The organism is Streptomyces sp. NPDC050085, from assembly GCF_044460595.1.
Taxonomy (GTDB): domain Bacteria; phylum Actinomycetota; class Actinomycetes; order Streptomycetales; family Streptomycetaceae; genus Streptomyces.
The window spans coordinates 574,252-599,122 of the sequence record NZ_JBITJZ010000003.1 but is presented as its reverse complement, the minus strand read 5'-3'; the positions used below and the strand labels follow the sequence as shown (position 1 = coordinate 599,122).

Annotated in this window: 28 protein-coding genes; 13 read left to right on the top strand and 15 right to left on the bottom strand. The window is 69.1% G+C overall.

Going from position 1 to position 24,871, the window contains the following annotated elements:
* Nucleotides 1-18: 18 nt before the first annotated feature.
* Nucleotides 19-1,380, top strand: coding sequence for a YibE/F family protein (locus ACIBUY_RS15175; RefSeq protein ID WP_365560388.1), 1,362 nt, complete (start codon nucleotides 19-21; stop codon nucleotides 1,378-1,380).
* A 76-nt stretch (nucleotides 1,381-1,456) separates the two neighbouring features.
* On the opposite strand, the gene ACIBUY_RS15170 is transcribed toward ACIBUY_RS15175, so the two are convergent.
* The 4 genes from ACIBUY_RS15170 to ACIBUY_RS15155 all read right to left on the bottom strand — a co-directional run bounded on the left by ACIBUY_RS15170 (nucleotide 1,457) and on the right by ACIBUY_RS15155 (nucleotide 3,686).
* Nucleotides 1,457-1,924: an SsgA family sporulation/cell division regulator gene (locus ACIBUY_RS15170; RefSeq protein ID WP_365560385.1), complete on the bottom strand. Its 468-nt coding sequence runs from the start codon at nucleotides 1,922-1,924 to the stop codon at nucleotides 1,457-1,459.
* Nucleotides 1,925-2,024: 100 nt separating this feature from the next.
* Complete coding sequence (locus tag ACIBUY_RS15165; RefSeq protein WP_399152875.1) at nucleotides 2,025-2,738, bottom strand: IclR family transcriptional regulator; 714 nt, start codon at nucleotides 2,736-2,738, stop codon at nucleotides 2,025-2,027.
* Between the two features lie 262 nt (nucleotides 2,739-3,000).
* Nucleotides 3,001-3,213 (bottom strand): DUF5326 family protein, encoded by a 213-nt coding sequence (locus ACIBUY_RS15160; protein WP_365560381.1) that lies wholly within the window; start codon nucleotides 3,211-3,213, stop codon nucleotides 3,001-3,003.
* A gap of 155 nt (nucleotides 3,214-3,368) precedes the next feature.
* Nucleotides 3,369-3,686: a cupin domain-containing protein gene (locus ACIBUY_RS15155; protein WP_365561209.1), complete on the bottom strand. Its 318-nt coding sequence runs from the start codon at nucleotides 3,684-3,686 to the stop codon at nucleotides 3,369-3,371.
* Between the two features lie 59 nt (nucleotides 3,687-3,745).
* Here ACIBUY_RS15155 and ACIBUY_RS15150 point away from each other — a divergent pair, with 59 nt between their 5' ends.
* The 4 genes from ACIBUY_RS15150 (at nucleotide 3,746) to ACIBUY_RS15135 (ending at nucleotide 6,356) form a co-directional block, all read left to right on the top strand.
* Nucleotides 3,746-4,123, top strand: a complete 378-nt coding sequence (locus ACIBUY_RS15150) for a phage holin family protein (RefSeq protein WP_399152784.1) — start codon at nucleotides 3,746-3,748, stop codon at nucleotides 4,121-4,123.
* A gap of 8 nt (nucleotides 4,124-4,131) precedes the next feature.
* Entirely contained in the window at nucleotides 4,132-4,635 is a 504-nt protein-coding gene (locus ACIBUY_RS15145) for a low molecular weight protein-tyrosine-phosphatase (protein WP_399152783.1), read from the top strand.
* A 273-nt stretch (nucleotides 4,636-4,908) separates the two neighbouring features.
* A complete protein-coding gene (locus ACIBUY_RS15140; protein WP_365560373.1) occupies nucleotides 4,909-5,814 on the top strand; it encodes a LysR family transcriptional regulator in 906 nt (301 codons plus the stop codon).
* A gap of 59 nt (nucleotides 5,815-5,873) precedes the next feature.
* A complete protein-coding gene (locus tag ACIBUY_RS15135; RefSeq protein WP_365560371.1) occupies nucleotides 5,874-6,356 on the top strand; it encodes an NUDIX hydrolase in 483 nt (160 codons plus the stop codon).
* A gap of 73 nt (nucleotides 6,357-6,429) precedes the next feature.
* Here the strand turns inward: ACIBUY_RS15135 and ACIBUY_RS15130 are convergent, their stop codons facing one another.
* Together ACIBUY_RS15130 and ACIBUY_RS15125 are read right to left on the bottom strand one after the other, a co-directional pair.
* Nucleotides 6,430-7,857: a globin domain-containing protein gene (locus tag ACIBUY_RS15130; RefSeq protein ID WP_365560369.1), complete on the bottom strand. Its 1,428-nt coding sequence runs from the start codon at nucleotides 7,855-7,857 to the stop codon at nucleotides 6,430-6,432.
* A gap of 434 nt (nucleotides 7,858-8,291) precedes the next feature.
* Nucleotides 8,292-8,930: an HAD-IB family phosphatase gene (locus ACIBUY_RS15125; RefSeq protein WP_365560366.1), complete on the bottom strand. Its 639-nt coding sequence runs from the start codon at nucleotides 8,928-8,930 to the stop codon at nucleotides 8,292-8,294.
* A 76-nt stretch (nucleotides 8,931-9,006) separates the two neighbouring features.
* On the opposite strand from ACIBUY_RS15125, the gene ACIBUY_RS15120 reads away from it, so the two are divergent.
* Together ACIBUY_RS15120 and ACIBUY_RS15115 are read left to right on the top strand one after the other, a co-directional pair.
* Nucleotides 9,007-9,543: a DUF2269 domain-containing protein gene (locus tag ACIBUY_RS15120; RefSeq protein ID WP_399152782.1), complete on the top strand. Its 537-nt coding sequence runs from the start codon at nucleotides 9,007-9,009 to the stop codon at nucleotides 9,541-9,543.
* Nucleotides 9,544-9,548: 5 nt separating this feature from the next.
* Complete coding sequence (locus ACIBUY_RS15115) at nucleotides 9,549-10,415, top strand: GNAT family N-acetyltransferase (protein ID WP_399152781.1); 867 nt, start codon at nucleotides 9,549-9,551, stop codon at nucleotides 10,413-10,415.
* 114 nt (nucleotides 10,416-10,529) lie between these two features.
* On the opposite strand, the gene ACIBUY_RS15110 is transcribed toward ACIBUY_RS15115, so the two are convergent.
* Together ACIBUY_RS15110 and ACIBUY_RS15105 are read right to left on the bottom strand one after the other, a co-directional pair.
* Nucleotides 10,530-10,952 (bottom strand): heme-binding protein, encoded by a 423-nt coding sequence (locus tag ACIBUY_RS15110; protein WP_365560360.1) that lies wholly within the window; start codon nucleotides 10,950-10,952, stop codon nucleotides 10,530-10,532.
* A gap of 84 nt (nucleotides 10,953-11,036) precedes the next feature.
* The gene (locus ACIBUY_RS15105) at nucleotides 11,037-12,248 is read right to left on the bottom strand and encodes an MFS transporter (protein WP_365560357.1); all 1,212 of its coding nucleotides are present in this window, start codon (nucleotides 12,246-12,248) and stop codon (nucleotides 11,037-11,039) included.
* A 143-nt stretch (nucleotides 12,249-12,391) separates the two neighbouring features.
* Between ACIBUY_RS15105 and ACIBUY_RS15100 the strand changes: the two genes are divergently transcribed.
* Together ACIBUY_RS15100 and ACIBUY_RS15095 are read left to right on the top strand one after the other, a co-directional pair.
* Nucleotides 12,392-12,850 carry a MarR family transcriptional regulator gene (locus ACIBUY_RS15100; RefSeq protein ID WP_365560355.1) on the top strand — a complete coding sequence of 153 codons (459 nt, stop codon included), beginning with the start codon at nucleotides 12,392-12,394 and terminating at the stop codon, nucleotides 12,848-12,850.
* A gap of 41 nt (nucleotides 12,851-12,891) precedes the next feature.
* Complete coding sequence (locus tag ACIBUY_RS15095) at nucleotides 12,892-13,344, top strand: GNAT family N-acetyltransferase (protein ID WP_365560353.1); 453 nt, start codon at nucleotides 12,892-12,894, stop codon at nucleotides 13,342-13,344.
* 147 nt (nucleotides 13,345-13,491) lie between these two features.
* On the opposite strand, the gene ACIBUY_RS15090 is transcribed toward ACIBUY_RS15095, so the two are convergent.
* Both ACIBUY_RS15090 and dnaB read right to left on the bottom strand, forming a co-directional pair.
* Nucleotides 13,492-14,871 (bottom strand): serine hydrolase domain-containing protein, encoded by a 1,380-nt coding sequence (locus ACIBUY_RS15090; RefSeq protein WP_365560351.1) that lies wholly within the window; start codon nucleotides 14,869-14,871, stop codon nucleotides 13,492-13,494.
* Nucleotides 14,872-14,963: 92 nt separating this feature from the next.
* Nucleotides 14,964-16,442: a replicative DNA helicase gene (gene dnaB / locus ACIBUY_RS15085; RefSeq protein WP_365560349.1), complete on the bottom strand. Its 1,479-nt coding sequence runs from the start codon at nucleotides 16,440-16,442 to the stop codon at nucleotides 14,964-14,966.
* A 459-nt stretch (nucleotides 16,443-16,901) separates the two neighbouring features.
* Here dnaB and ACIBUY_RS15080 point away from each other — a divergent pair, with 459 nt between their 5' ends.
* Nucleotides 16,902-18,239, top strand: a complete 1,338-nt coding sequence (locus ACIBUY_RS15080) for an MATE family efflux transporter (RefSeq protein WP_365560346.1) — start codon at nucleotides 16,902-16,904, stop codon at nucleotides 18,237-18,239.
* A 148-nt stretch (nucleotides 18,240-18,387) separates the two neighbouring features.
* Here ACIBUY_RS15080 and rplI read toward each other — a convergent pair whose 3' ends face one another.
* The 4 genes from rplI to rpsF form a co-directional block, all read right to left on the bottom strand.
* Nucleotides 18,388-18,834 (bottom strand): 50S ribosomal protein L9, encoded by a 447-nt coding sequence (rplI, locus tag ACIBUY_RS15075; RefSeq protein ID WP_018529699.1) that lies wholly within the window; start codon nucleotides 18,832-18,834, stop codon nucleotides 18,388-18,390.
* An 18-nt stretch (nucleotides 18,835-18,852) separates the two neighbouring features.
* The gene (gene rpsR, locus ACIBUY_RS15070) at nucleotides 18,853-19,089 is read right to left on the bottom strand and encodes a 30S ribosomal protein S18 (RefSeq protein ID WP_003949403.1); all 237 of its coding nucleotides are present in this window, start codon (nucleotides 19,087-19,089) and stop codon (nucleotides 18,853-18,855) included.
* 45 nt (nucleotides 19,090-19,134) lie between these two features.
* On the bottom strand, nucleotides 19,135-19,737 hold the full coding sequence (locus tag ACIBUY_RS15065) for a single-stranded DNA-binding protein (RefSeq protein WP_399152780.1): 603 nt from the start codon (nucleotides 19,735-19,737) through the stop codon (nucleotides 19,135-19,137).
* A 74-nt stretch (nucleotides 19,738-19,811) separates the two neighbouring features.
* A complete protein-coding gene (rpsF, locus tag ACIBUY_RS15060) occupies nucleotides 19,812-20,102 on the bottom strand; it encodes a 30S ribosomal protein S6 (RefSeq protein WP_037615007.1) in 291 nt (96 codons plus the stop codon).
* 289 nt (nucleotides 20,103-20,391) lie between these two features.
* Here rpsF and ACIBUY_RS15055 point away from each other — a divergent pair, with 289 nt between their 5' ends.
* From ACIBUY_RS15055 to ACIBUY_RS15045, 3 genes are all read left to right on the top strand, one after another.
* A complete protein-coding gene (locus ACIBUY_RS15055) occupies nucleotides 20,392-20,712 on the top strand; it encodes a hypothetical protein (protein ID WP_365560340.1) in 321 nt (106 codons plus the stop codon).
* A gap of 129 nt (nucleotides 20,713-20,841) precedes the next feature.
* Nucleotides 20,842-21,963 carry a peptidoglycan bridge formation glycyltransferase FemX gene (femX, locus tag ACIBUY_RS15050; protein WP_365560338.1) on the top strand — a complete coding sequence of 374 codons (1,122 nt, stop codon included), beginning with the start codon at nucleotides 20,842-20,844 and terminating at the stop codon, nucleotides 21,961-21,963.
* Between the two features lie 155 nt (nucleotides 21,964-22,118).
* Nucleotides 22,119-23,150 carry an alanine racemase gene (locus ACIBUY_RS15045; RefSeq protein WP_365560335.1) on the top strand — a complete coding sequence of 344 codons (1,032 nt, stop codon included), beginning with the start codon at nucleotides 22,119-22,121 and terminating at the stop codon, nucleotides 23,148-23,150.
* A gap of 131 nt (nucleotides 23,151-23,281) precedes the next feature.
* On the opposite strand, the gene ACIBUY_RS15040 is transcribed toward ACIBUY_RS15045, so the two are convergent.
* The gene (locus ACIBUY_RS15040; RefSeq protein ID WP_365561206.1) at nucleotides 23,282-24,790 is read right to left on the bottom strand and encodes a glycosyltransferase 87 family protein; all 1,509 of its coding nucleotides are present in this window, start codon (nucleotides 24,788-24,790) and stop codon (nucleotides 23,282-23,284) included.
* Between the last annotated feature and the right edge of the window lie 81 nt (nucleotides 24,791-24,871).

The window sequence follows — 24,871 nt, the reverse complement described above, 5'->3', positions numbered from 1 at the left end:
TCTTGCGATGATCGGGCGGTGACCACCACGCAGCAGCCCCCGCCCCCGCCGTCCGAACCGCCGCACGGGCCGGGCCCGTCGGGCATAGGGCACGGCGGCCACTCCCACAGCCACGGCCCTGCCGCGCCGGTCTCCAAGCACCTGCGCAAGGTCATCGCAGCGGTCCTGATTCCCTTCTCCGTGGCGGTCGTCGTGGGCCTCGCGGTGCTGTGGCCCGGCGGCGCCCCCGCGCACCAGCGCACCGGGGTCGGCTTCGACCGGCAGACGCAGCAGGCAACGGTGACCAAGGTCGAGAAGGTCTCCTGCTCGTCCGTGAACGCCTCGGGGGACACCCCGACCGGCGACACCTCCACGGCCGAGGGCTCGTCCGCCCAGCAACAGGCCGCCGGTACCTGCGAGAACGCGACGATCAGGGTGGACACCGGCAAGGACAAGGGCCGTACGTTCAAGGAGGTCGTCCAGCCGGACTCGCCCCGGCAGCTGCACGAGGGCCAGAAGGTGATCGTCGCCTACGCGCCCGACGCCCCGGCGAACCTGCAGTACTCGGTCACCGACGTGAACCGCAAGATCCCCATGGCCCTGCTGGCCGGAATCTTCGCCCTGGCCGTGGTCGTGGTGGGCCGGCTGCGGGGCGTGATGGCGCTGGTCGCCCTCGCGGTGAGCTTCATGGTGCTGACCTTCTTCATCCTGCCCGCGATCCTCCAGGGCTCAAATCCCTTGGTGGTCGCGGTCGTCGGGGCGAGCGCCATCATGCTGATCGCGCTCTACATGTGCCACGGGCTGACCGCCCGTACGTCCGTCGCCGTGCTCGGCACCCTCGTATCGCTGCTGCTCATCGGCCTGTTGGGCTCGTTGTTCATCGGCTGGGCCGCACTGACCGGCAACACGGACGACAACACGGGCCTGATCCACGGCCTGTACCCGGACATCGACATGAGCGGCCTGCTGCTCGCGGGCGTCATCATCGGCTCGCTCGGCGTGCTCGACGACGTGACGGTCACCCAGACGTCGGCGGTCTGGGAACTGCACGAGGCCAACCCCACGATGGGCTGGCGCGGCCTGTACCGGGCAGGCATCCGGATCGGCCGCGACCACATCGCGTCCGTCGTGAACACCCTGGTCCTTGCGTACGCGGGCGCGGCGCTGCCGCTGCTGCTGCTCTTCTCGATCGCGCAGTCCAGCGTGGTCGACGTCGCCAACAGCGAGCTGGTGGCGGAGGAGATCGTGCGCACGCTGGTCGGCTCGATCGGCCTGGTGGCCTCGGTGCCGGTGACCACCGCTCTTGCCGCGCTGGTGGTCTCCGCCGACCGGCCGGGGGCGCAGGAGCCCGCCCAGGCCGCTTCCGTACGTGCCGGCAGGGGCCGACGACGCAAGCGCTGAACGGCGCGGAGCTGCTCGGGTGCACCGCGCTGCCGAAGCGTTACGTCGGTCGGGCGCCGGACCCGGCCGGCCCCGGTCAGCCCGCGCTCTGCTCCTCGGCGAGGATCTTGTCGAGGGCCTCGTCGAGTTCGGCCTCGAAGTCGGCCAGGGCCTGCTCCTGGCCGAGCGGGACGAGCTTGTCCGTACGGTCGAGGAACGCGATCAGAGGCGCCACCCCGGCCCGGAACAGCGCCTGATCGCTGCCCACTTGGAGCCGGATGTGCACCTCACCCGGCAGCTCGCCGGTCCCGCCGCCCCCGGCACGCTCCACCGGAGAGATCCGCACATCGCCGTCGCCCGCTGCTCCGTTGACCCCGTCGACGAGGAGTTCCCGGCCGAACGCCCAGGTCACGGGCGCGTCTCCGGGAAGATGGAAGGTCAGGCGCACGGCGTACGGATCCCCGGCCTCGTACCGGAGCTCCACCGGAATGCGGAACGAGAGCTCCTCGGAGACGAGAAAGCTCATCATGACCTCTGCCTGAACTGCTTGTACCGACTCGCGCATCGCCTACCCCGTCAACTTGCCGTCGATTGGCCAGGAATGACCTTCCTGACACTGCTGGCATCTTGCTCAACGTATACGAAGGATCACAAGGAGTGAGTTTTCAGATGCTGATAGAGAAGGCGAGTGTCCCTACGAGCTTTCCGATCTCGTGCTGCAACTGGCGTGCGGCGGGCAGCAGCTTCTCGGCCTGCTGTGAAGGGAGCGAAATGGCCAAAGTCGCCGCGGTCGACCCGACCGTGATCGGGAACGCGGCGCAGGCGGTGCCGAGCGCGTACTCCTGACGCTCGATGACGGGCTCCATCCGCCCCACCGTCATCAGCTTGCGCAGCAGCGAGCGGTCGTCACGGACCGAGTACGGGGTGATCGACCGGGCGGGATAGCGGTCGAGGTGGTCCTTGCGGGCCTCCTCGTCGAGCTGGGACAGCAGGCACTGGCCGATCGCGTGGGCGTGCCCGGTCTCGCGGAAGTCCGCCCATTCCTCGACGGCCGGATTGGCCGGAGTGTCGGCGACGGCGATGATCTCGATCTCGCCCTCGCGGTAGATCGCGAAGTAGACGGGAACACCGATGGTGTCCCGCCAGTGCCGCAGCGCCTCAGTGATCATGCCGCGACGATTCTGCTGCGCTCCGCTGCTGCTCAGCCGCTCGGTCGCGTCGCCGAACATGAAGACGCCCTTCTCCTTGCGGAGATAACCCTCGTGGGCGAGCGTGCGCAGCAGGTGGTACGCGGTGGGGAGGGCGAGGCCGGCCTCCCGGGCGAGCTGCTTGGCCGGGGCCCCCTCCTCGTGCGAGGCGACCGCCTCGAGCAGCCGCATCGCTCTCTGGACAGAGCCGATGAGCGTCTGCGGGGCTGCGGGGTCCGCCGTGGCCAAGGTTCCCTCCCGGTACGCGTGGGTCCCCCCGCGTATCCGGGACTCACGGGGGTGGAGCCATCGGATTCCGGACTTTAACCCTTGGCCACCGCTTGGTGCGGGCCCGGAACGGAAACTTCCCCCGGTCGTGCGAACGGTCGCATCCCACAACCAAACCGTCGCACCGCACCCCCGGCGAAGCCCCCGCCCGCGTCCGCGCCGCGGCTCACCAGTCGCTGCGCGAGGACGAGCCCGCCATGAACTTCCGTACGACGTAGATCAGTCCGCCGACCAGCGCGGCGAACACCAGCACCTTGAAGAGCAGGCCGATCACGAATCCGACGACGCTGGCGATCAGCCCGCCGAACACGACCAGGGCGATGACCGGCACCGCGACCCACTTCACCCACCACGGCATGCTCGCGAATATCTCTCGCACCGCCATCGCTCCTTCATTCGTGAGCCCCGCTTCCCGGGGCCCTTCCGACTTCTCTGCTGTCCTGCACTCGATGCTGACACGTCGCAGGCCCGTGCGGGGCCCCTCGACCCCTTGTCCTCCCCTGACCCGACCCTTAGGGAATCCCGGGGTCCGTGTCAGCCTTCCGGCGGTGAGAAGACCACCATGACCCGCAGATCCTCGCTGATGTGGTGGAACTTGTGGGCGACTCCGGCCGGTACGTACACGACGCTGCCGCGGCCGACCTGCGTGGTCTCCATGCCGACGGTGATCGAGGCGCGGCCGCTCACCACGAGGTAGACCTCGTCCTGGCCGTGCGGCTGCTGCGGATCGTGCTCCCCGGCGTTCAGCGCGTACAGCCCGACGGACATGTTCCGCTCGCGCAGAAACTGCAGATACGCACCGTCGTTGGCGGCGCGCTCCGCCTCCAGTTCATCCAGCCGGAATGCCTTCATCGCCTCGTCGCCCTCACTGTCCACACCCGTCACGGGCCTCGTCTGCCACGATCAGACACATGAAGAATTTCGTAGTCAAGACGATCGCCAACGCGGGGGCCCTGGCCGTCGCGGTCTGGCTGCTCGACAAGATCACACTGACCGGCGACAGCACCGGCAAGAAGGTCGGCACACTGCTGCTGGTGGCGCTGATCTTCGGCCTGGTCAACTTCCTCGTGAAGCCGGTCGTGAAGGTCCTCACCTTCCCGCTCTTCATCCTCACGCTGGGCCTGATCACGCTGATCGTGAACGCCCTGATGCTGCTGCTGACCTCGTGGCTGGCCGACAAGCTCGACCTGAGCTTCCACGTCGACGGCCTGTGGACCGCCGTCGTCGGCGGCTTCATCATCTCGGTCGTCTCCTGGGCGCTCAACGTCGTCCTGCCCGACAACGACTGAGCCCTGCGATGACCGCCGAACCGTTCCGCGTCTGTTTCGTCTGCACCGGCAACATCTGCCGCTCGCCCATGGCCGAGCACGTGTTCCGCGCCCGCGTCGAGGAGGCCGGCCTCGCCGGCGCCGTCGAGGTCGACAGCGCGGGCACCGACGGCTGGCACGTGGGCGACGCCGCCGATCCGCGCACCGTCCAGGTCCTTCAGGAGGGCGGCTACACCAGCGACCACGCGGCCCGGCAGTTCCACCGTGACTGGTTCGGCCGCCTCGATCTGGTCGTCGCGCTCGACGCGGGACACCTGCGCGCGCTGCGCCGGATGGCGCCGACGCCCCAGGACGCCGAGAAGATCCGCCTGTTGCGCTCCTACGATCCCGGGGCGGCCGGCGGGGACCTGGACGTCCCCGACCCGTACTACGGCGATCTGGACGGCTTCGAGGAGTGTCTGACGATGGTCGAGGCGGCGAGCGTCGGGCTCCTCGACGCCGTGCGCGAGACGGTGGAGGGGCGGGTGGCGTGAGCGGGACGGCCGTGACGGTCAATGGAGCCGCTCCTACGGTGATTTCACCGTCCACCTAGTACCGCGCTACGCACAACCTAGTACCGCGCTACGCACAACGGACGGTCCGAGCCTCCCCCCTCGTGGCTCGGACCGTCCCGGTTCTGCGCGCGAAGAACCGCGCAAACAAGGCTAGTTGACTCTGTGTCAGTGTCCAATCACGGTAGCGACAGAGACCTATCGACTTATTTATAGTTGGGCCTACCCGGGGGCAGGGAGGGGAGAGGCATCACCATGGATCTCGCCTTGCTGCGCACCTTCGTGACGGTCCATCGGGCCGGGTCCTTCACCCGGGCCGCCGCGCTGCTCGGCCTCTCGCAGCCCGCCGTCACCTCCCAGATCCGCACGCTGGAGCGGCAGTTGGGCCGCCCTCTGTTCCTGCGCCAGGCGCGCGGCGTGACGCCCACGACCATCGGCGACGAGCTGGCGCACAAGGCCGCCCCGCATCTCGACGCCCTGGTGGAGATCACCGAGGCCGGCCTCGATGCGGAGTCGGTCGTCCGCACCCTGCACCTGGCCGGGCCGCCGGAGTTCACCGCGGAGCGCGCCCTGCCCGCACTCACGGCGCTGACCAGGGACGACGGACAGAGCATCGCTTTACGTGCGTCCTTCGGCACCGCGGAGGAAGCCCTGGAGGGGCTGGCCGCCGGGCACTGCGATCTGGCCATCACCACGGCCCGCCCGCGCGGCTCCCTGCTCACGGCGACTCCGCTCTGCGACGAGGAGCACGTCCTGGTCGCGGCCCCGCGCTGGGCCGCCCGGCTCGGCTCCGGCATGCTGCACCGCGACGCGGCACCCTCGCTCGAGAAGTTCCCGGTCGTCGAGGTCCATGAGTCCCTGCCGCTGGTGTCCCGCTACTGGGCCGCCGTCTTCGACTCCCGCCCCACGGTCTCCGGCACGGTCGTCGTGCCGGATCTACGCGCGGTGCTGGCCTGCGCGATCGCGGGTGCGGGACTTGCCGTCCTGCCTCGCTATCTGTGCTCCCCGGCGCTGGAGAGCGGCGAGATCGTGGCGCTGCTCGATCCGCCCGTGCCGCCTCTGCGGACGTACTTCCTGGTCGTACGCACCGGCACACTCTCCCTGCCGCACATCGCGCGGGCGCACGAGTGGCTGCTGCGTGCTGCTGTCGACTGGTCGTGAGCGGGGACCTGTGCGATGCGGGATGTTTCACGTGGAACCGGCCGGGCCACATTTCTCCCATGACCGTTCGCCCCGTGGTCAAGCGCACCGCACGCGCCGTTCTGCTCGACGGCGACGACCTGATCCTGATCAAGCGCACCAAGCCCGGCGTCGATCCGTACTGGGTGACTCCCGGCGGCGGCGTCGAACCCGAGGACACCACTGTCGTGGACGCCCTCCACCGCGAGGTGCACGAGGAGCTCGGCGCCAAGATCACCGACGTGGTGCCCTGCTTCGTCGACACCGTCGAGCACATCGGTGAGGACGGCGGCGCGACCGGCGTGAAGGTCCAGCACTTCTTCGTCTGCCGCCTGGAGTCGATGGACGCGGACCAGAGGCACGGCCCCGAGATCGAGGAGCCGTGCGGCGAGTACGAGATCGTGCGGGTGCCGTTCACCCGCGTCGGCATCGCCTCGGTCCACCTGGTGCCGCTCTCGCTGCGCCACTACCTGGACGGCAACATCGAGGGCGTACGCGCAATGCACGCGCCCGACCTGGGCTGACCGCTCGACCTGGGCTGACGCCCGACCCGGATGTCCGTGTCCGTGTCCGTGCCGTCAGGACTCTCGTCCGGAGTCAGTCCCCGGCCGCGACCAGTTCCTCGACCGAGTCGTGCCGGATGCGCCCCGCCGGGATGCCGACGTCGCGCAGGGCGTCGAGGCTGCTGCGGATCATGCCGGGCGGGCCGGAGAGATAGGCGTCGTACTCGTTCCAGGGGCCGTACTCGCGCACGGCGTCCGGGAGTTGGAGATGCGCCTGCCGGTCGACGATCGGGCGGACGGCGAGCCAGGGATGGCTCTGCTGGAGCCGCAGCATCGTGTCGATGTCGTACAGGTCGTGATCGGTCCGGGCGCCGTAGAACACCTCTACGGGGCGCCGCTCCCCGTGCTCGGCGACGTCCTCGACGAGCGCCTTGATGGGGGCGATGCCGGTGCCGCCGCCGAGGCAGAGCAGGCCGCTGTCGGAGTTGTGGTCGACGGTCATGGAGCCGGCGGGCGGCCCAAGACGCAGGACGTCGCCGGGGCGGGCGCGGCGCACCAGGGCGTTGGAGACCCAGCCGGCCGGGACCGCTTTCACGTGGAACGAGAGCAGCCCGTCGGAGCGGGGCGCCGACGCGAACGAGTAGTGCCGCCAGATCCGCGGCCACCAAGGTGTCTCGAGGGTCGTGTACTGACCGGCCAGGAACGAGTACGGCTGATCGGGCCGCACGGTCACCACTGCGACGTCGGGGGTGCGCAGGTCGTGCGCGACGACCTCGGCCATCCACCAGGCGGGGGCCGTCAGCTCGTCCTCGGCCGCCGCGTCGATCATGACCTGCGAGATCGTCGTGTACGTACGCACCCACGCGGCCTCGGTCGCAGCGTCCCAGGTGGTCGGGGCGTAGTGGGTGAGCGCCGCGATGAGGCACTCACCGACGGCCGGGTAGTGCTCGGCCTGCGTGCCGTACTTGCGGTGCCCGCGGCCCAGGTTCTTCAGGTACGCGACCAGCACGTCCTTGTTGTCGATGTGCTCGGCGGCGGTCAGCAGCGCCTTGAGGAGCCGGTCGCGCTGGGTGTCCATCGCGGCGGGGAAGAGCGGACGCAGTTCGGGGTGACGCACGAAGAGCAGCGCGTAGAAGTACGAGGTGACCTTGTCGGCGACCGGGCCCACTTCGTCCATCGTGCGGCGCACGAGGAGGGCGTCGGGGGAGGCGTTCTGCCGGACGGGACGGGGGCGTCGGGGTTCGGCGACGGGCCCCCGGTCCGGGGCCGCGGTGTGCAGCGGATCCGGCTCCGGGCCACGGTGGGTACGCGGTTCGGGTATTCGGCCCTCGTCGGCCGGAGCCGAGTCCGGGGCCGGTGCGGGCCTGCCGACCGGACGTATCGGGGAGACCCTGCGGCCGTCGCCCGCCTCTCTCTCCGCGCCAGAAGGCGTGGAGTGCGGCGCCGGGGACGTGCGCGGCGTGAACCAGCCGCCCCCGTCGCCCGCATCGGAATCGGCCGACGTTGTGGTCGGAGCGTCCATGTTGTGCCTCGCCTCGAACATCTCGCGGTCGGTCTACGTACTTCCGCGCTCTTTCACGGTCTCCCGGCGTCTCTGCCGTCGGAAGTTGTGCGCTTTCCCCCGTTTGTCTCGCTCATCGATGCGGCCACATTGAACCCTGCATTCAGGCCCGCTACGGACAAGTAAGGCAAGAATGTGACATTGCCCGCAGTCCTCTCACCCGCAGCGTGCCACCGGGGTGCATTGCATCGAACGCAAAGCAGAAAGTGCGGGTTTTCGATCTCTCCGTCCGGTTAGGCTGCGTCGGCCTGCGTGTGTCCCCCGGTCTCTCCCTTGCCTCCTGAGGCGCCGGGCGCGAACCGGAGTCGACCATACCGGCAGCCGCGAGGGGCACAAGCCCCTCCTGCCTTAACCACCCATTAAGCACTCCTCAACCCGTGCCGGTAATTCCTCAATTACCGGTCGCGTCGCACCAATTCGTACGCCTCCCGCAGATCACGGCCCACATAGGAGTGTGTGGCGAGTCCCACCACATGCCGATCCGCATTGACGGCCACCGAAACCGGTACGGCCCCGAAGAGTTCCACGTCCGAGTACGAGTCGCCGTACGCAATGCAATCGGCCCGGTCCACCTCGAACTCTTCACACAGCCGGTCCGCGATCTTCACCTTGGTCGCCGCGCTGAGCACGCCCGCGGGGTCGACGGGCTCGGCGAACGGCACGGCCGGGAAGGCAGAGCCGTATGCCGCGTGCGCGCCCCACCCCTTGAGCCGCTCCACGAAGAAGGACGGCGAGAGGGAGACCACCGCGCAGTAGTCGCCGCTCTCCCGGATCTCCGCCCAGGTCTCCCGGATTCCGCCGAGCCAGGGCGCCCCGTCGAACGCCGCCGTCACGTGGTCGGCCGTCAACTGCGCCCAGAGGGCGTGAATGCGGCGCGCGTACTCCGGCGGGCCGATGAGCTGGGCACCGATCTCGGCGTCCAGGGCGCGGGTCTCGGCCTCCAGACCCAGTTGCCGCGATATCTGCACGGGCGCCGTGGTTCCGGGCAGCAGGGTCCCGTCCAGGTCGAAGAGATGCAGTCTTGGTCTCACCATGTACGCCGAGGCTAGTACTCGGGGTTACTCCCGCCGTCAGATGTCCGAGAAGTGCGATCCCGGCACCGTGTTTCACGTGAAACTTCAGCGCCGCCCTCGACGGGCACTCCTCGTTGTCCACGTCGCCGCCTCCGCCTGCTGGCTCGGCGTCACGCTCGGGCTGCTCGCGCTGGCCGTCACGGCGACGACCACAGGGGCCGGACCGGCCGTGGAGGCCTCCGCCCGCGCGATGAAGCTCTTTGCGGACTGGCTGGTGATTCCGCTTGCCCTGGTGACCCTGCTGAGCGGACTGGTGCTCTCCCTCGGCACGCAGTGGGGTCTGGCCCGGCACCGCTGGGTCTACGTGAAGTTCTGGCTGACCCTCGCGACGACCGCCGCCTCGGTGTTCGCGCTGCGGCCCGGCGTCAACGACGCGGTGGTGACGCTGTCGGCCGGCGGAACAGTGAGCCGCCCGACCGATCTGCTGGCTGGACCGGTCGTCTCCCTGGCCTCGTACGTCTTCATGACCGCGATCTCGGTGCTCAAGCCCTGGGGGCTGACGCGACGTGGCCGAAAGCACCGGGTCAGTGCCCGCAAAGCGGTGGACGCCGGTGGGCCGAGTCCGACAGCCTGACCTGCGTGTCGACACCTTCCCTCTCCGACCTGCCCATCCGCCGCCTCACCCCGCGTGATGTGCGCGCCTGCGCCGACCTCTCCGAAAACCGGGGCTGGCCTCGCGAGGACCACAAATGGGGTCTGCTGCTCGCCGCCGGAACCGGCTACGGCATCGACGACCCCGACGGCGGACTCGTCGCCGCCTTCGTGGTGACCGAGTACGGACCCCGGGAGCAGCCCGAGCTCGGCGCGATCGGCATGGTCCTGGTCGCCGAGCGGCATGCCCGTCAGGGAGTGGGCAGGCGCCTGATGCAGTACGCGATCGAGCAGGCGGGCACGACGCCGCTGACGCTGCACGCGACGCCGTACGGGCGGCCGCTCTACGAAGAGCTGGGGTTCAAGGTGACCGGGCGGGCCGAGATGGTGCGCGGCCGCTTCGTGGCCGGCGGCGCGGAGCCCGCTGTCACGACGCGACCGGCCACCGCCGAGGACCTTCCGGCGATCCTGCGCCTGGACGCCGAGGTGTTCGGCCCCGATCGCACGCACATCATCACGCGCCTTCCGGCCTTCGCCGACCAGTTGCGCGTCGCCGAGGACGGCGGCGGCCTCATCGGTTACGCGGCGGCCTGGCCCAACATGGACACCCATGTCGTGGGCCCGCTGATCGCCCGCGACACCGAGACCGCGAAGGCCCTGGTCGCCTCCCTGGCGGCGGGCACGGACCGGCCACTGCGGACCGACATCGACGTACGCCACGAGGAGCTGCTGAGCTGGCTCAAGGCGCACGGCCTGGAGGGCGTCGGCATGAACGCGGTGATGAACTACGCGGCTCCGGACCTGCCCGGGGACTGGACCCGCCGCTTCGCACCGCTGACGGTCGCGGCGGGCTGACCGCCTACGCCTATGGGCACGCCCCCAAGTAGCCGCATCGCAGCGGTACTTGGGGGCGTGCCCGTTCTCCGTGCCCGTGCTCGTCATCCGTGCCCGTGCTCGTGCCCGCCTCGCTTACGCGAGCGTGTTCACGGCCGTCGTGGCGAAGCCGTGGTCCTGCTCGGGGGCGCCGCCGCCGACCCCGACGGCGCCGATGAGACGGCCGCCGCGGTGCACCGGCAGGCCACCGGCGATGAAGAGCAGCGGCTGGTCGAGGGCGGTCGGCAGGCTGTGGAAGGGGCCGTCGGGCTTGACCAGGTCGACGAGGTCGGCGGTCGGGGCGTTCAGCTGCAGTGCGGTGTACGCCTTGCGGGTGCTGGTCTCGCCGGAGATGAGGACGGCGCGGTCGTCGCGGCGGAAGGCGAGGAGGTGGCCCCCGGCGTCGAGGACGGTGACGCTGACGGTGACCCCGGCCGCTTCGGCGGCTTCACGGGCGGCGGAGACGAGGCTCTCGGCGTCCTGGATGGTCAGCGGGGCGACGGCGGTGGTGGTGCTCATGAGGGGTGCTCCTAGCGGGGTGGTGCTCAATGCATTGCGTGACAGAGGTGTGGGACGGGGACGGCGTCGGCCCCGCCCCGGCGGTCAGTGGTGGACCGGCTCGGCGTGCCGCTGCTCGGTGGCACCGGCGACGACCAGGCTCGGCACCACGGCCGAGCGGCGCTCGAGGCCTGCGGAGACGACGGCCAGGACGAGGGCGCCCGCGGCGAGTGCGGCGCCGACCCAGTTCGGGGCTGTGTAGCCGAGCCCGGCGGAGATGACCATCCCGCCGAGCCAGGCGGAGAGGGCGTTGCCGAGGTTGAAGGCGCCGATGTTCACGGCCGAGGCGAGCGTCGGGGCGCCGGAGGCCTGGTCGAGAACGCGCTTCTGCAGCGGCGGGACGGTCGCGAAGCCGAGTGCGCCGATCAGGGCGATGGTGACCGCGGCGAGGATCTTGTGGTGCGCGGTGACCGTGAAGAGGCCGAGCACGAGCGCGAGGGCGCCCAGGGAGACGTACAGCATGGGCATCAGGGCGCGGTCGGCGAACTTGCCGCCGACAAGGTTGCCGCCGACCATGCCGAGCCCGAAGAGGACGAGCAGCCAGGTCACCGAACCCTCGGAGAATCCGGCGACGTTGGTCATCATCGGCGTGATGTACGTGATGGCCGCGAAGACGCCGCCGAAGCCGAGCACGGTCATCGCCATCGCGAGCAGGACCTGCACGTTCTTGAAGGCGGCCACCTCGTGGCGAAGGTGCACTCCTTCGGGCTTGGGCAGGTCCGGTACGAGCTTGGCGATGCCGACGAGACCGAGCACGCCGAGCGCGGCGACGAGCGCGAACGTGATGCGCCAGCCGACCGACTGGCCGATGAGGGTGCCGAGCGGGACGCCGACGACGTTGGCCACGGTCAGACCGGTGAACATCATCGCGATGGCTCCGGCCTTCTTCTCGGGCGCGACCAGCTCGGCCGCGACGACCGAGCCGATGCCGAAGAAGGCACCGTGAGCGAGCGAGGCGACCACGCGGCCGATCAGCATCACGGCGAAGACGGGGGCGACGGCGGAGAGCAGGTTGCCGACGATGAACAGGCCCATCAGCAGCATCAGCATGCGCTTGCGGGAGATCCGGGTACCGAGGACCGTCATCAGCGGGGCGCCGAACATGACGCCGAGGGCGTAGCCCGTCACCAGGAATCCGGCAGTCGGGATGGAGACTCCGAAGTCGCCCGCGACCTGTGGGAGCAGTCCCATGATCACGAATTCCGTGGTTCCGATGCCGAAAGCCCCGATCGCGAGGGCGAGGAGCGCGAGAGGCATGGGGTTCACCTTCCCAGACTGTTGCGGATGCGCTTTACGAGACCTCACAATAATTGCAGACGCCGACTAATTGCAAACGCTGGCAATTTCGCGCATCGACTATCCTGGTGTGCAGCCACTCCGGGACGGAGGATCCACGAGCCATGACCGCGACAGACCCAGCACTCACCGCCCTCTCCCAGGGCTGGTGCGCCCTCTCCCTGCTCCACGGGAAGATCGAGGCCCACATCGAGCGCGCCCTGCAGGCCAAGCACGGCCTCAGCGTGCGCGAGTACTCCCTGCTGGACGTTCTCAGCCGACAGCACGACGGAGAAGGGGGGCATCTGCAGATGAAGCAGGTCGCCGACGCCGTCGTGCTCAGCCAGAGCGCCACCACGCGCCTGGTGACCCGCCTTGAGGACCGCGGCCTGCTGCTGCGCTACCTCTGTCCCACCGACCGGCGCGGCATCTACACGAACGTCTCCGACGCGGGCCTCGCGCTCCTCGAAGAGGCCCGCCCCACGAACGAGAGCGCGCTGCGCGAGGCGCTGGACACGGCGGCCGAGAACCCCGAGCTCGCCCCGCTCGTGCGGGCCGTCGAAGGGCTGCGCGTCCCCGCGTAACCCGGGAGACCCACCGGGGGCCTCTCTCTTAGGCTGCGCCCATGGGAGATCTTGAAATCAGGCCGACCGAGGTCGAGGACATTCCGGCGATCGTGGCGATGCTGGTGGACGACTCGCTGGGTGCACAGCGGGAGTCGCCGGACGACCTCACGCCTTATGTCGCCGCCCTCGCGCGCCTGGCCGCCGACCCGAACCAGCACCATGTCGTCGCCGTCCGCGAGGGCCGCGTCATCGGCACACTGCAGCTGACCGTCATCCCCGGCCTCTCCCGCAAGGGAGCCACGCGCTCGATCATCGAGGCCGTACGCATCCATGCGGACGAGCGCGGGCACGGCCTCGGCACCCAGCTCATCGAGTGGGCCATCGATGAGTCCCGGCGCCAGGGCTGCCAGTTGGTGCAGCTGACATCTGATGCGAGCCGCACCGATGCGCATCGCTTCTACGGCCGACTGGGCTTCGTCGACTCGCATGTGGGGTTCAAGTTGCAGTTGTGACAGCGGGCCCGTCGCGGCCTCGCGGGCCCGTTTCACGTGAAACGGGCAGCGGGCGGTGGTCCGTTTCGCACAGGCTGGTCCACGTCGGTCGTTTCACGTGAAACAAGCCTCTGGGAAACGGGAAGCGACCACCGCCCGCTGTCCCGCCTACTGCGGAATCCCGCGCCAGCCCTCCGGGTCGACCCCACCCGGCACCGGTGCGTCACTGTCGTACGGCTGCCGTGTGAAGACGAACGACCCGAGATCCAGGTGGCTCACCGAGCCGTCGGGCCGCCGCACGGCCCGGAGCAGCTCCCCCGCGTAGTAACCGTCGAGGCCCGTCCAGGTGCCGTCGCCGTTGGCCCGGAACCGGGAACGGCGTCCACCGCCGGCCACCGGCCCGAGCTCGACCGCCCCCTCCGTCCCGAGCCGGAGCGCCACGACCTGTGTGCCCCAGTACCAGGGACCCGCCAACTCCAGTACGGATACGTCCACTTCGGGGAGCGGACGCCAGGGCTCGGGCATCCGCGGCTCGGCTTCAGCGACGATCTTCAAGAGGTCGGCGGCAACAAGGCCTGTGGGCACCCCGGACGTGCAGTTGGCCAGGGCGACAGCCACGAGACCGTCCTCCTCGCTCAGCCACAGGCCCGCTACGAACCCGGGCAGTGACCCGGTGTGCCCGACCAGCGTCCGCCCGTCCCGCCGGATCACCTGGGCACCGAGCCCGTACGTCGCATCCCAATCGCTCGGCAGGGTCGGCGCGGCCGGTGTCCGCATCTCGCGCACGGACTCCGCACTCAACACCCGGTCGTCGCCCACGGCGAGGAAGGCGGCGAACGTCACCAAGTCCCGGGCGGTGGACCACAGTTGCCCGGCCGGGGCCATCAGGCCGAGGTCCTCGGACGGCTCCGGCAGCATCACATCGGCGTACGGATGCACGGCCCAGCCGCCGGCGTGCGGCATCTGCGGCTGCGCACTGGTACGGCTCAGGCCGAGCGGTTCGAGGACCTCGCTGCGCAGAGCCTCCTCCCAGGGGACACCGCGCACCTTCTCGATCAGCGAACCGAGCAGCGTGTAGCCGGGGTTGGAGTAGTGGTGGCGGCGGCCGACGGGGTGCCGGAAGGGCTGCTCGCCGAGCACGTCGGCAAGCGTCGGGCGCAGCGACGCGGACGAACGCTCCCACCACTCTCCGGGCGTCTCCGCCGCCAACCCACCGGTGTGCGCGAGGAGTTCGGCGATGCTGACCTCCCCCGCACCCGTCCCGGGAAGATGCTTCTCCAGCGGATCGCCGAGGTCGAGCAGCCCCTCGTCGCGCAGCCGCAGCACCAGCACGGCGGTGAACGTCTTGGTGATCGAGCCGATCCGGTACTGCACGTTCTCGTCCGGCCCGTGCCCGTCCACCGAGGTCCGCGAACCGGTCCAGACGAGCTCTCCGTCCCGGGCGACCGCGCCGACGAGGGAGGGTGAGCGCCCTTCGCTCTGCGCCACGGCGATGCGGTGCAGAAGGGCGCGACGGGTCTGGGGCAACAGTTCTGGGGGTGTCGTCATGGCCCCAGTCCACCGTGGCCGTCGGCCCGCGTCGAGCGGATTTCACCGCGGGCTGATCGTCGGCTCCCGGGGAGCCCTCCCGCCGGAGTCGATCAGGTCTGCGCCATGTCCACGAAGCGCGAGTAGTGGCCCTGGAAGGCGACCGTGATCGTGGCCGTCGGACCGTTACGGTGCTTGCCGACGATGATGTCGGCCTCGCCCGCGCGCGGGGACTCCTTCTCGTACGCGTCTTCGCGGTGGAGCAGGATGACCATGTCCGCGTCCTGCTCGATGGAGCCGGACTCACGCAGGTCGGACACCATCGGCTTCTTGTCCGTGCGCTGCTCGGGACCACGGTTCAGCTGCGAGAGGGCGATCACCGGGACCTCGAGCTCCTTGGCCAGCAGCTTGAGGTTTCGGGACATGTCCGAGACCTCTTGCTGGCGGCTCTCGGAACGCTTCGAACCACCGGCCTGCATCAGCTGCAGATAGTCGATGATCACGAGCTTGATGTCGTTGCGCTGCTTGAGGCGACGGCACTTCGCGCGGATCTCCATCATCGACAGGTTCGGGGAGTCGTCGATGTAGAGCGGCGCGGCCGAGACCTCGGGCATCCGGCGCGCGAGCCGCGTCCAGTCCTCGTCCGTCATCGTGCCGGAACGCATGTGGTGCAGAGCCACCCGCGCCTCCGCCGACAGCAGACGCATCGCGATCTCGTTGCGCCCCATTTCGAGGGAGAAGATGACGCTGGGCAGGTTGTGCTTGATCGAGGCCGCACGGGCGAAGTCGAGCGCCAGCGTCGACTTACCCATGGCGGGACGGGCGGCGATGACGATCATCTGGCCCGGGTGCAGACCGTTCGTCAGCGAGTCGAAGTCGGTGAAGCCAGTGGGCACACCCGTCATCTCGCCGCTGCGCGAACCGATCGCCTCGATCTCGTCGAGCGCGCCTTCCATGATGTCGCCGAGCGGGAGGTAGTCCTCGCTGGTGCGCTGCTCGGTGACGGCGTAGATCTCGGCCTGCGCCTTGTTGACGATCTCGTCGACGTCGTCGTCGGCCGCGTATCCCATCTGCGTGATCCGCGTGCCCGCCTCCACGAGGCGCCGAAGGACGGCCCGCTCGTGGACGATCTCCGCGTAGTACTCGGCGTTGGCCGCCGTCGGAACCGTCTGGACGAGGGTGTGCAGATACGATGCGCCGCCGACCTTGTTGATCTCGCCGCGCTTGGTGAGCTCGGCCGCGATGGTGATCGGGTCGGCCGGCTCGCCCTTGGCGTAGATGTCGAGGATCGCCTGAAAGATCGTTTCGTGAGCCGGCTTGTAGAAGTCGGCCCCCTTGAGGACCTCGACGACATCGGCGATCGCGTCCTTCGACAGGAGCATGCCACCGAGAACGGACTGCTCCGCGTCCAGATCCTGCGGCGGTACGCGCTCGAACGTGGCCGGACCCTCGTCCCAGGCACCGCCCTCGCGCCCTCGCTCGTGCTGGTCACCCTGACCGCGGCCGCCACTGCGACCCTGACGGGAAGGGGGCAGACGATCACTGGGACCGCTGTCGGCCCAGGGGTCGTCCAAGGGCTCGGAGATACTCACCGGGCCACCTCCTCCCGTCCGCCGAGCGGACCTCGCCGTGCCTCTCATTCCTACGGCACGACACTGACAAATAGGGGGCCCGATTCCGGTTCCGACGCGTCGGTTTTGCGAGGTTTCCGAGGCCTGAGAACACGGCGGGCGCCGCACCACGTTAGGCCTGCGGGCACCGTCAGCCAATCTGGTTATCCACAGGCGGTGTGGACGACGGGGCTCTCGCTGTGGAGAACCCGGCAAAACCTGTGCACGACCCGGTGGACAGGCCTGTGAACAAGCCCTCAGCCGATTCCACGCATAGCCACTGACCTGCAGATATCCCGTCCACCGGCTGTGCAGAAGAAAAACTTCCCCAGTCGGCCCAAGTTCGTCGAGCCCCCCGTCCCGCGACACACGAAGGCCGCCTCAAAGTAAGGGGCGGAATGCAATTGCGTCACTTACCTGTGGAAGATTAGATTAGTGCCCATGACACAGGCTCCAGCGAGACCCAAGGCCGCCCGTCGACGGCACGACCGAGAGATCGTCGCCCTCGCCGTCCCCGCCTTCGGCGCGCTCGTCGCAGAGCCCCTCTTCCTGATGGTCGACAGCGCCATCGTCGGTCATCTCGGCACGGCCCAGCTCGCCGGACTCGCCATCGCCTCGGCCCTGCTCACGACCGCCGTCAGCGTCTTCGTCTTCCTTGCCTACGCGACCACGGCGGCCGTCGCCCGCCGGGTCGGCGCCGGTGATCTGCGAGCCGCGATCCAGCAGGGCATGGACGGCATCTGGCTCGCTCTCCTCCTGGGCGCCGCCGTCATCGCGGTCGTCCTGCCCACGGCTCCCGCCCTGGTCCAGCTCTTCGGCGCCTCGGACACCGCCGCGCCGTACGCGGTCACGTACCTCCGCGTCTCCGCGGTCGGCATCCCCGCCATGCTCGTCGTCCTGGCCGCGACCGGCGTCCTGCGCGGCCTCCAGAACACGAAGACCCCCTTGTACGTCGCCGTCGCCGGCTTCATCGCCAACGCCGCGCTCAATGCCGGACTCGTCTACGGCGCCGGACTCGGCATCGCTGGTTCCGCCTGGGGCACGGTCATCGCCCAAGTGGGCATGGCCGTCGTCTACTTGGTCGTGGTCGTCCGCGGAGCCCGGCGCCACGGAGCCTCTCTGCGTCCGGATGCCGCGGGGATACGCGCCTGCGCCCAGGCCGGTGTTCCCCTGCTCGTCCGTACGCTCTCGATCCGCGCGATCCTGATGCTCTCCACAGCCGTCGCCGCCCGACTCGGCAACGCCGACGTGGCCGCGTACCAGATCGTCCTGTCCCTGTGGAACCTGCTGGCCTTCACCCTCGACGCCATCGCCATCGCCGGGCAGGCCATCATCGGCCGCTACCTCGGCGCCGACAACGCCGAAGGTGCGCGCGACGTCTGCCGCCGCATGATCCAGTGGGGCATCGTCACGGGCGTGGTCCTGGGCCTTCTCGTCGTCGTCGCCCGCCCGCTGTTCGTTCCGCTGTTCACCAGCGACCCGTCTGTCCAGGACGCGGCCCTGCCCGCCCTGATCGTGGTGGCCCTGGCTCAGCCCATCTGCGGCATCGTCTTCGTCCTCGACGGCGTTCTCATGGGCGCGGGCGACGGCCCGTATCTGGCCTGGGCGATGCTGATCACTCTGGCTGTCTTCACCCCGGTGGCGCTGCTCGTACCAACCCTGGGAGGTGGCCTCACCGCACTGTGGGGAGCGATGACGCTGATGATGGCGGTCCGCATGGCGACGCTCTGGACGCGCTATCGCTCCGGCCGCTGGGTGGTCATGGGGGCGACGCGCTGAGCCGTGCGCTCTGTTTCACGTGAAACAGCCGGTTTCTCGCAGACGTATCCGTTTCACGTGAAACGGAGAAGGCACAGCGGCAAGCATGTGGGGCCGCACCCCGAAGGGTGCGGCCCCACATTCGCTTCAGCTCTGCTCAGGGCAGGGCTCAGGCAGCGACGACCTCGACGTTGACCTTGGCGGCAACCTCGGGGTGCAGACGCACGGTCGCCTCGTGGGCGCCCAGCGTCTTGATCGGCGAGCCCAGCTCAACGCGGCGCTTGTCGACCTTCGGGCCACCAGCGGTCTCGATCGCCGAAGCGACGTCAGCCTGCGTGACGGAGCCGAAGAGACGACCGGCGTCGCCGGAGCGGACGGCCAGACGGACCTTCGTACCCTCGAGCTTGGCCTTGATCTCGTTGGCCTGCTCGATGGTCGCGATCTCGTGGATCTTGCGGGCGCGGCGGATCTGCGCCACGTCCTGCTCGCCACCCTTGGTCCAGCGGATCGCGAAACCACGCGGGACCAGGTAGTTGCGGGCGTACCCGTCCTTGACGTCGACGACGTCACCGGCGGTACCGAGGCCAGAGACCTCGTGGGTCAGGATGATCTTCATTAGTCGGTCACCCTTTCCTTATCGCGCGGTGGACGTGTAGGGCAGCAGCGCCATCTCACGGCTGTTCTTCACGGCCGTGGCGACGTCACGCTGGTGCTGCGTGCAGTTGCCGGTCACGCGGCGGGCACGGATCTTGCCGCGGTCGGAAATGAACTTCCGCAGCATGTTCGTGTCCTTGTAGTCCACGTACGTGACCTTGTCCTTGCAGAATGCGCAGACCTTCTTCTTAGGCTTGCGCACAGGCGGCTTCGCCATGGTGTTTCTCCTGTGTGATCAAGAAGTGTGGGTACGAGCCACGCCCTAGAAGGGGGGCTCGTCCGAGTAGCCGCCGCCGGAGCCGCCGGAGCTTCCGCCCCAGCCGCCACCGCCGCCGCCCTGCTGCTGACCGCCACCGGCCGGCGCACCGGTCGCCCAGGGGTCGTCGGCGGGAGCACCGCCGCCACCCTGCTGCTGACCGCCACCGGAGCCACCGCTCCAGCCGCCGCCCTGCTGGCCGCCACCGCCGCCGAAGCCACCACCCTGGCCACCGCGGCCACCACCACTGGTCTTGGTGACCTTGGCCGTGGCACTGCGGAGGCTGGCGCCGACTTCCTCGACATCCAGCTCGTAGACCGTGCGCTTGACGCCCTCACGGTCCTCGTAGGACCGCTGCTTCAGTCGGCCCTGCACGATGACGCGCATGCCTCGCTGAAGCGACTCCGCGACGTTCTCCGCCGCCTGACGCCAGACCGAGCAGGTCAGGAACAGGCTCTCGCCGTCCTTCCACTCATTGGTCTGCCGGTCGAAGGTGCGGGGAGTGGACGCGACACGGAACTTCGCGACCGCCGCACCGGAGGGGGTGAAGCGCAGCTCGGGGTCGTCGACAAGATTGCCGACGACCGTGATGACGGTCTCGCCTGCCATGGGGAACCTCTCGGCGGGTTTGCTGCGGACTGCTTGCTGCTACTCGAATCCCGGATACCGCTGAACTAGGAAGTTCAGTGGGTCTCGGGACGGAGGACCTTGGTCCGGAGGACCGACTCGTTCAGGTTCATCTGGCGGTCGAGCTCCTTGACGACCGCAGGCTCGGCCTGCAGGTCGATGACCGAGTAGATGCCCTCGGGCTTCTTCTTGATCTCGTACGAGAGACGACGACGGCCCCAGGTGTCGACCTTCTCGACCTTTCCGGCGCCCTCGCGGACGACGGAGAGGAAGTTCTCGATCAGGGGGGCGACAGCGCGCTCCTCCAGATCGGGGTCGAGGATGACCATCACCTCGTAGTGACGCATGTAGAACCCACCTCCTTTGGACTCAGCGGCCACGGTCGTTCCGTGGCAGGAGGGTTGTTATGCGTGAGCAACGGTATCGGCCACCACTGACAATCGGGCCCCGTGAGGGAGATCCCTGCAGATCAGTGGGTATCAATCCCTGGTCGGGACGTGGGCAGACACCAATGCAGACGGTACAGACTACCCGCACCTCGGCTTCCGGTTGAAATCCGACAGCGGACGACCGCAATCTGTACACATCGGGTGTGTATGGCGCTACGATGCGCCGCCTTCCGCAGGAGGTGCCCTCATGGCACAAGCAATGCGACCGAACAGCACGAGCGCCGGCTCTCTCTTCGCCAGCGACGGCAAGGCCCATCCGCTCCCCGACACCCTGCTCGCGGTGACCGCCGTGCTCGGCGCGATCGCGATCATCTCCTCGATCTGGAGCGGTCTCCACCTCCTCAGCTCGTGGACGGGCCTCGTCGGAATCCTGACCGGCGCCTACGGCCAGTTCGTCTCCGAGACGACCCGGGAACGCTTCGGGCTGATCCTCGGCCTGGGTGCGTCGGCCGTCGGCTTCTTCATCGGAATGGCCCACGGCGGCCTCTTCGGCGGTGTCATCGGCTGAGGTCAGGCCCCTCCCGAGGGCCGACCTCCCATACGGCCAGTCGGGGCGCTCGCAGGGCGCAGTAGGCTTCGGCGCGAGAGCCGGAGCCCCTGTACCCATGGGGACACACCAGCCCGAGGAGCGCCCCGAATGAGCCTGACCCTGAGGACCATCAGCAGAGAGCAGCATCTGGCATACATCCAGAGCCTGCCCTCCGCGAGCCACATGCAGGTCCCGGCCTGGGCTGATGTGAAGGCGGAGTGGCGCTCCGAGAACCTGGGCTGGTTCGACGACCGCACCGGCGAGATGGTCGGTGCAGGCCTCGTCCTGTACCGCCAGCTGCCCAAGATCAAGCGGTATCTCGCGTACCTGCCCGAGGGCCCGGTCATCAACTGGTACGCCCCGAACCTCGAAGAGTGGCTGCGCCCGATGCTCGCGCATCTGAAGCAGCAGGGCGCCTTCTCCGTGAAGATGGGCCCGCCGGTCATCATCCGCCGCTGGGAAGCCCCCTCCATCAAGAAGGGCATCCAGGACCCCGATGTGAAGCGCCTGCGCGACATCGAGGCGGACTTCATCGAGCCGCGCGCCTTCGAGGTCGCCGACAAGCTGCGCCGCATGGGCTGGCAGCAGGGCGAGGACGGCGGCGCCGGCTTCGGAGACGTCCAGCCGCGCTACGTCTACCAGGTGCCACTCGCGAACCGCTCCCTGGAAGAGGTCCACAAGAACTTCAACCAGCTGTGGCGCCGCAACATCAAGAAGGCCGAGAAGGCCGGTGTCGAGGTCGTCCAGGGCGGCTACCAGGACCTCGCCGAGTGGCAGCGCCTGTACGAGATCACGGCCGTGCGCGACCACTTCCGGCCGCGCCCGCTCTCGTACTTCCAGCGCATGTGGACGGCCCTCAACACCGAGGACCCCAACCGCATGCGGCTGTACTTCGCCCGCCACAACGGGGTGAACCTGTCCGCGGCGACGATGCTCGTCGTCGGCGGGCACGTCTGGTACTCCTACGGCGCCTCCGACAACATCGGCCGCGAGGTCCGGCCCTCGAACGCGATGCAGTGGCGGATGCTCCGCGACGCGTACGCGCTCGGCGCCACCGTCTATGACCTGCGCGGCATCTCCGACTCGCTGGACGAGACGGACCACCTCTTCGGTCTGATCCAGTTCAAGGTGGGCACGGGCGGGCAGGCCGCCGAATACCTCGGCGAGTGGGACTTCCCGCTCAACAAGCTGCTCCACAAGGCGCTCGACATCTACATGTCGCGGCGCTGACCGCGCGCCGGGCGCAGAGCCGGCACAGGCCCGCCCCGGCGCACTCCGCACACCCCGCTCCGCTTTCCCGGCGGACCCGGCACAATTCACGTAGCTCCAAAGTTTCTTCATACCTCTGATACACCGCAGCCACGAGAAAGGTTCCGGGACCGGCCATGGCGCTCACGCTCTATGTCGACACCGCGCGCTGGCGGGCACACCACAAGCAGGTGCTCGGGCAGTTTCCGGGGCTCGTCCCCGTGTGCAAGGGCAACGGCTACGGCTTCGGCCACGAACGGCTGGCGGAGGAGGCCACGCGCCTCGGCTCCGACATCCTCGCCGTCGGGACCACGTACGAAGCCGCCCGGATCAAGGACTGGTTCAGCGGTGATCTGCTGGTCCTGACCCCGTTCCGGCGCGGCGAAGAACCGGTTCCGCTGCCCGACCGTGTGATCCGCTCCGTCTCCTCCGTCGACGGCGTCCACGGCCTCGTCGGCGCCCGCGTCGTCGTCGAGGTCATGTCCTCGATGAAGCGGCACGGGGTGAGCGAGCAGGATCTGCCGCAGCTCGCGCACGCCATCCAGGACGTACGCCTGGAGGGCTTCGCCATCCACCTGCCGCTCGACCGCACCGACGGCTCGGACGCCGTCGAGGAGGTCATCGGCTGGATGGACCGGCTGCGTGCGGCCCGTCTGCCCCTGCACACCATGTTCGTCAGCCACCTCAAGGCCGAGGAACTGGCGCGACTGCAGCAGCAGTTCCCGCAGACCCGCTTCCGGGCCCGTATCGGCACGAGGCTGTGGCTGGGCGACCACGAGGCGACCGAGTACCGCGGCGCGGTCCTGGACGTCACGCGCGTCGCGAAGGGCGACCGGTTCGGCTACCGGCAGCAGAAGGCGGCCTCCGACGGCTGGCTGGTGGTCGTGGCGGGCGGTACGTCGCACGGTGTGGGCCTGGAGGCCCCGAAGGCGCTGCACGGCGTCATGCCGCGCGCCAAGGGCGTCGCCCGGGCCGGCCTGGCCACGGTGAACCGGAACCTCGCACCGTTCGTCTGGGCGGGCAAGCAGCGCTGGTTCGCCGAGCCGCCGCACATGCAGGTCTCGATCCTCTTCGTACCGTCGGACGCGCCCGAGCCGAAGGTGGGCGAGGAACTGGTGGCCCATCTGCGGCACACCACCACGCAGTTCGACCGGATCCTGGACCGCTGAACCGGACACCGCTGAGCCGGACCGCTGAACGCGCGCCTACTCAAGGACGTACGAAAGCCAGGAACGCATGAAAGAGGGGCCGTGCACCCAGGAGGTGCGCGGCCCCTCTTTCGTTCCCACGGCCTGTTCGCTCAGAGTGAACTGCCCTGGTCCTTGCCCCAGTTCACCGACGGGGGCTGCTCCCCGGCGTGGACCGCGTGCCGCGGGGGATGGGCGGCGGCACCGAGCACGAAGACGTCCCTGGCACCGTCCAACACCCCGCCCGAGGGATCGTCGTCGCCGGAGCGCCGCACCACGTCCCTCTCGGGCATCCAGATGTCGCGCACGATGACGGCGCACAGGTACAGCGTCCCCAACAGGTGCACGGCGATGGCCAGTTGATAGCCGTCGGTCGGCAGCCCCTGGTGCTTGTCGCCGCTGGTCGTGTACGCGAGGTACAACCAGATCCCCAGGAAGTACGCGACCTCGCACGCCTGCCAGATCAGGAAGTCCCGCCACTTCGGCCGCGCCAGGGCGGCGAGCGGGATCAGCCACAGTACGTACTGCGGCGAGTAGACCTTGTTGGTCAGGATGAAGGCGGCGACCACCAGGAACGCCAGTTGCGCGAAGCGCGGCCGGCGCGGTGCGGTCAGCGCGAGGGCCGCGACGCCGAGGCAGGCAAGCAGCATCAGGGCCGTGGCCAGGGTGTTGACCACGTCCTTGTCGAGCGGCGTGTCCATGTGCTGGGAGATGATCAGCCAGAAGGAGCCGAAGTCGACGCCGCGCTCCTGGCTGAAGGTGTAGAACTTCGCCCAGCCCTCGGGCGCGAGGACCATCACCGGCAGGTTCACGACCAGCCACGCGCCCGCCGCGCCCAGCGTCGCCAGCGCGAAGTCACGCCATTTCCCGGCCCGCCAGCACAGCACGAGCAGCGGGCCGAGCAGCAGAACGGGATAGAGCTTGGCGGCGGTGGCGAGCCCGAGCAGCACGCCGAAGGCCACCGCGCGGCCGCGGGACCACATCAGCATCGCGGCCGCTGTGAGCGCCACGGCGAAGAGATCCCAGTTGATGGTGGCGGTCAGCGCGAACGCGGGCGCCAGGGCGACCAGGAGGCCGTCCCAGGGGCGCCTGCGGTGGGTCCTGGCGACGCAGACGGCGATGACCGCGGCGCAGATCATCAGCATCCCGGCGTTGACCATCCAGTACACCTGCTCCTGGTGCTGGATGGTGCCGCTGCCCGGCGTCAGCCAGGCGGCGACCTCCATGAACACACCGGTGAGGACCGGGTACTCGAGGTAGTCCATGTCGCCGGACAGCTTGTCGAAGTACGGCACGAGGCCGTCGGCGAAACCGCGCCCCTGGTAGAGGTGCGGAATGTCCGAGTAGCAGGCGTGCGTGTACTGGGAGCTCGCGCCGTAGAACCAGGCCCCGTCGTAACAGGGGAACTTCTGCACCATCCCGAGCGCGAACATGCCGAGCATGACGAGCGCGATGACGCGTACAGGGGTCCACCACGAGCGCCCGAGCAGCGCCCGCCGCCCGACGGGCCCCCCGATGAACTCGCTGCCGGCCGCCGCGACCTCGTCCTCTCTGGTCGGCCGTACGGGGTCCGGCTGCTGCGGGTTCGTGCGTGTGGTCTCTGCGCTGGGCATGGCGCACATCCTGCCGTACGCGGCTGAGAACGGGGTCAGGACCGTCGGCCAAGGGCGCTCGTCCCCGGGCAACTGGCGACAGAAAAGAAG

Bases quoted from the DNA above. Each gene is read 5' to 3' on its own strand.
- ACIBUY_RS15170 (WP_365560385.1), bottom strand. From the start codon at position 1,924: ATGCGCGAGTCGGTACAAGCAGTTCAGGCAGAGGTCATGATGAGCTTT.
- ACIBUY_RS15165 (WP_399152875.1), bottom strand. From the start codon at position 2,738: ATGCGGCTGCTCGAGGCGGTCGCCTCGCACGAGGAGGGGGCCCCGGCC.
- ACIBUY_RS15155 (WP_365561209.1), bottom strand. From the start codon at position 3,686: ATGAAGGCATTCCGGCTGGATGAACTGGAGGCGGAGCGCGCCGCCAAC.
- ACIBUY_RS15150 (WP_399152784.1), top strand. From the start codon at position 3,746: ATGAAGAATTTCGTAGTCAAGACGATCGCCAACGCGGGGGCCCTGGCC.
- ACIBUY_RS15145 (WP_399152783.1), top strand. From the start codon at position 4,132: ATGACCGCCGAACCGTTCCGCGTCTGTTTCGTCTGCACCGGCAACATC.
- ACIBUY_RS15140 (WP_365560373.1), top strand. From the start codon at position 4,909: ATGGATCTCGCCTTGCTGCGCACCTTCGTGACGGTCCATCGGGCCGGG.
- ACIBUY_RS15135 (WP_365560371.1), top strand. From the start codon at position 5,874: ATGACCGTTCGCCCCGTGGTCAAGCGCACCGCACGCGCCGTTCTGCTC.
- ACIBUY_RS15130 (WP_365560369.1), bottom strand. From the start codon at position 7,857: ATGGACGCTCCGACCACAACGTCGGCCGATTCCGATGCGGGCGACGGG.
- ACIBUY_RS15125 (WP_365560366.1), bottom strand. From the start codon at position 8,930: ATGGTGAGACCAAGACTGCATCTCTTCGACCTGGACGGGACCCTGCTG.
- ACIBUY_RS15110 (WP_365560360.1), bottom strand. From the start codon at position 10,952: ATGAGCACCACCACCGCCGTCGCCCCGCTGACCATCCAGGACGCCGAG.
- ACIBUY_RS15105 (WP_365560357.1), bottom strand. From the start codon at position 12,248: ATGCCTCTCGCGCTCCTCGCCCTCGCGATCGGGGCTTTCGGCATCGGA.
- ACIBUY_RS15100 (WP_365560355.1), top strand. From the start codon at position 12,392: ATGACCGCGACAGACCCAGCACTCACCGCCCTCTCCCAGGGCTGGTGC.
- ACIBUY_RS15095 (WP_365560353.1), top strand. From the start codon at position 12,892: ATGGGAGATCTTGAAATCAGGCCGACCGAGGTCGAGGACATTCCGGCG.
- ACIBUY_RS15090 (WP_365560351.1), bottom strand. From the start codon at position 14,871: ATGACGACACCCCCAGAACTGTTGCCCCAGACCCGTCGCGCCCTTCTG.
- ACIBUY_RS15080 (WP_365560346.1), top strand. From the start codon at position 16,902: ATGACACAGGCTCCAGCGAGACCCAAGGCCGCCCGTCGACGGCACGAC.
- rplI (WP_018529699.1), bottom strand. From the start codon at position 18,834: ATGAAGATCATCCTGACCCACGAGGTCTCTGGCCTCGGTACCGCCGGT.
- rpsR (WP_003949403.1), bottom strand. From the start codon at position 19,089: ATGGCGAAGCCGCCTGTGCGCAAGCCTAAGAAGAAGGTCTGCGCATTC.
- ACIBUY_RS15065 (WP_399152780.1), bottom strand. From the start codon at position 19,737: ATGGCAGGCGAGACCGTCATCACGGTCGTCGGCAATCTTGTCGACGAC.
- rpsF (WP_037615007.1), bottom strand. From the start codon at position 20,102: ATGCGTCACTACGAGGTGATGGTCATCCTCGACCCCGATCTGGAGGAG.
- ACIBUY_RS15055 (WP_365560340.1), top strand. From the start codon at position 20,392: ATGGCACAAGCAATGCGACCGAACAGCACGAGCGCCGGCTCTCTCTTC.
- femX (WP_365560338.1), top strand. From the start codon at position 20,842: ATGAGCCTGACCCTGAGGACCATCAGCAGAGAGCAGCATCTGGCATAC.
- ACIBUY_RS15045 (WP_365560335.1), top strand. From the start codon at position 22,119: ATGGCGCTCACGCTCTATGTCGACACCGCGCGCTGGCGGGCACACCAC.
- ACIBUY_RS15040 (WP_365561206.1), bottom strand. From the start codon at position 24,790: ATGTGCGCCATGCCCAGCGCAGAGACCACACGCACGAACCCGCAGCAG.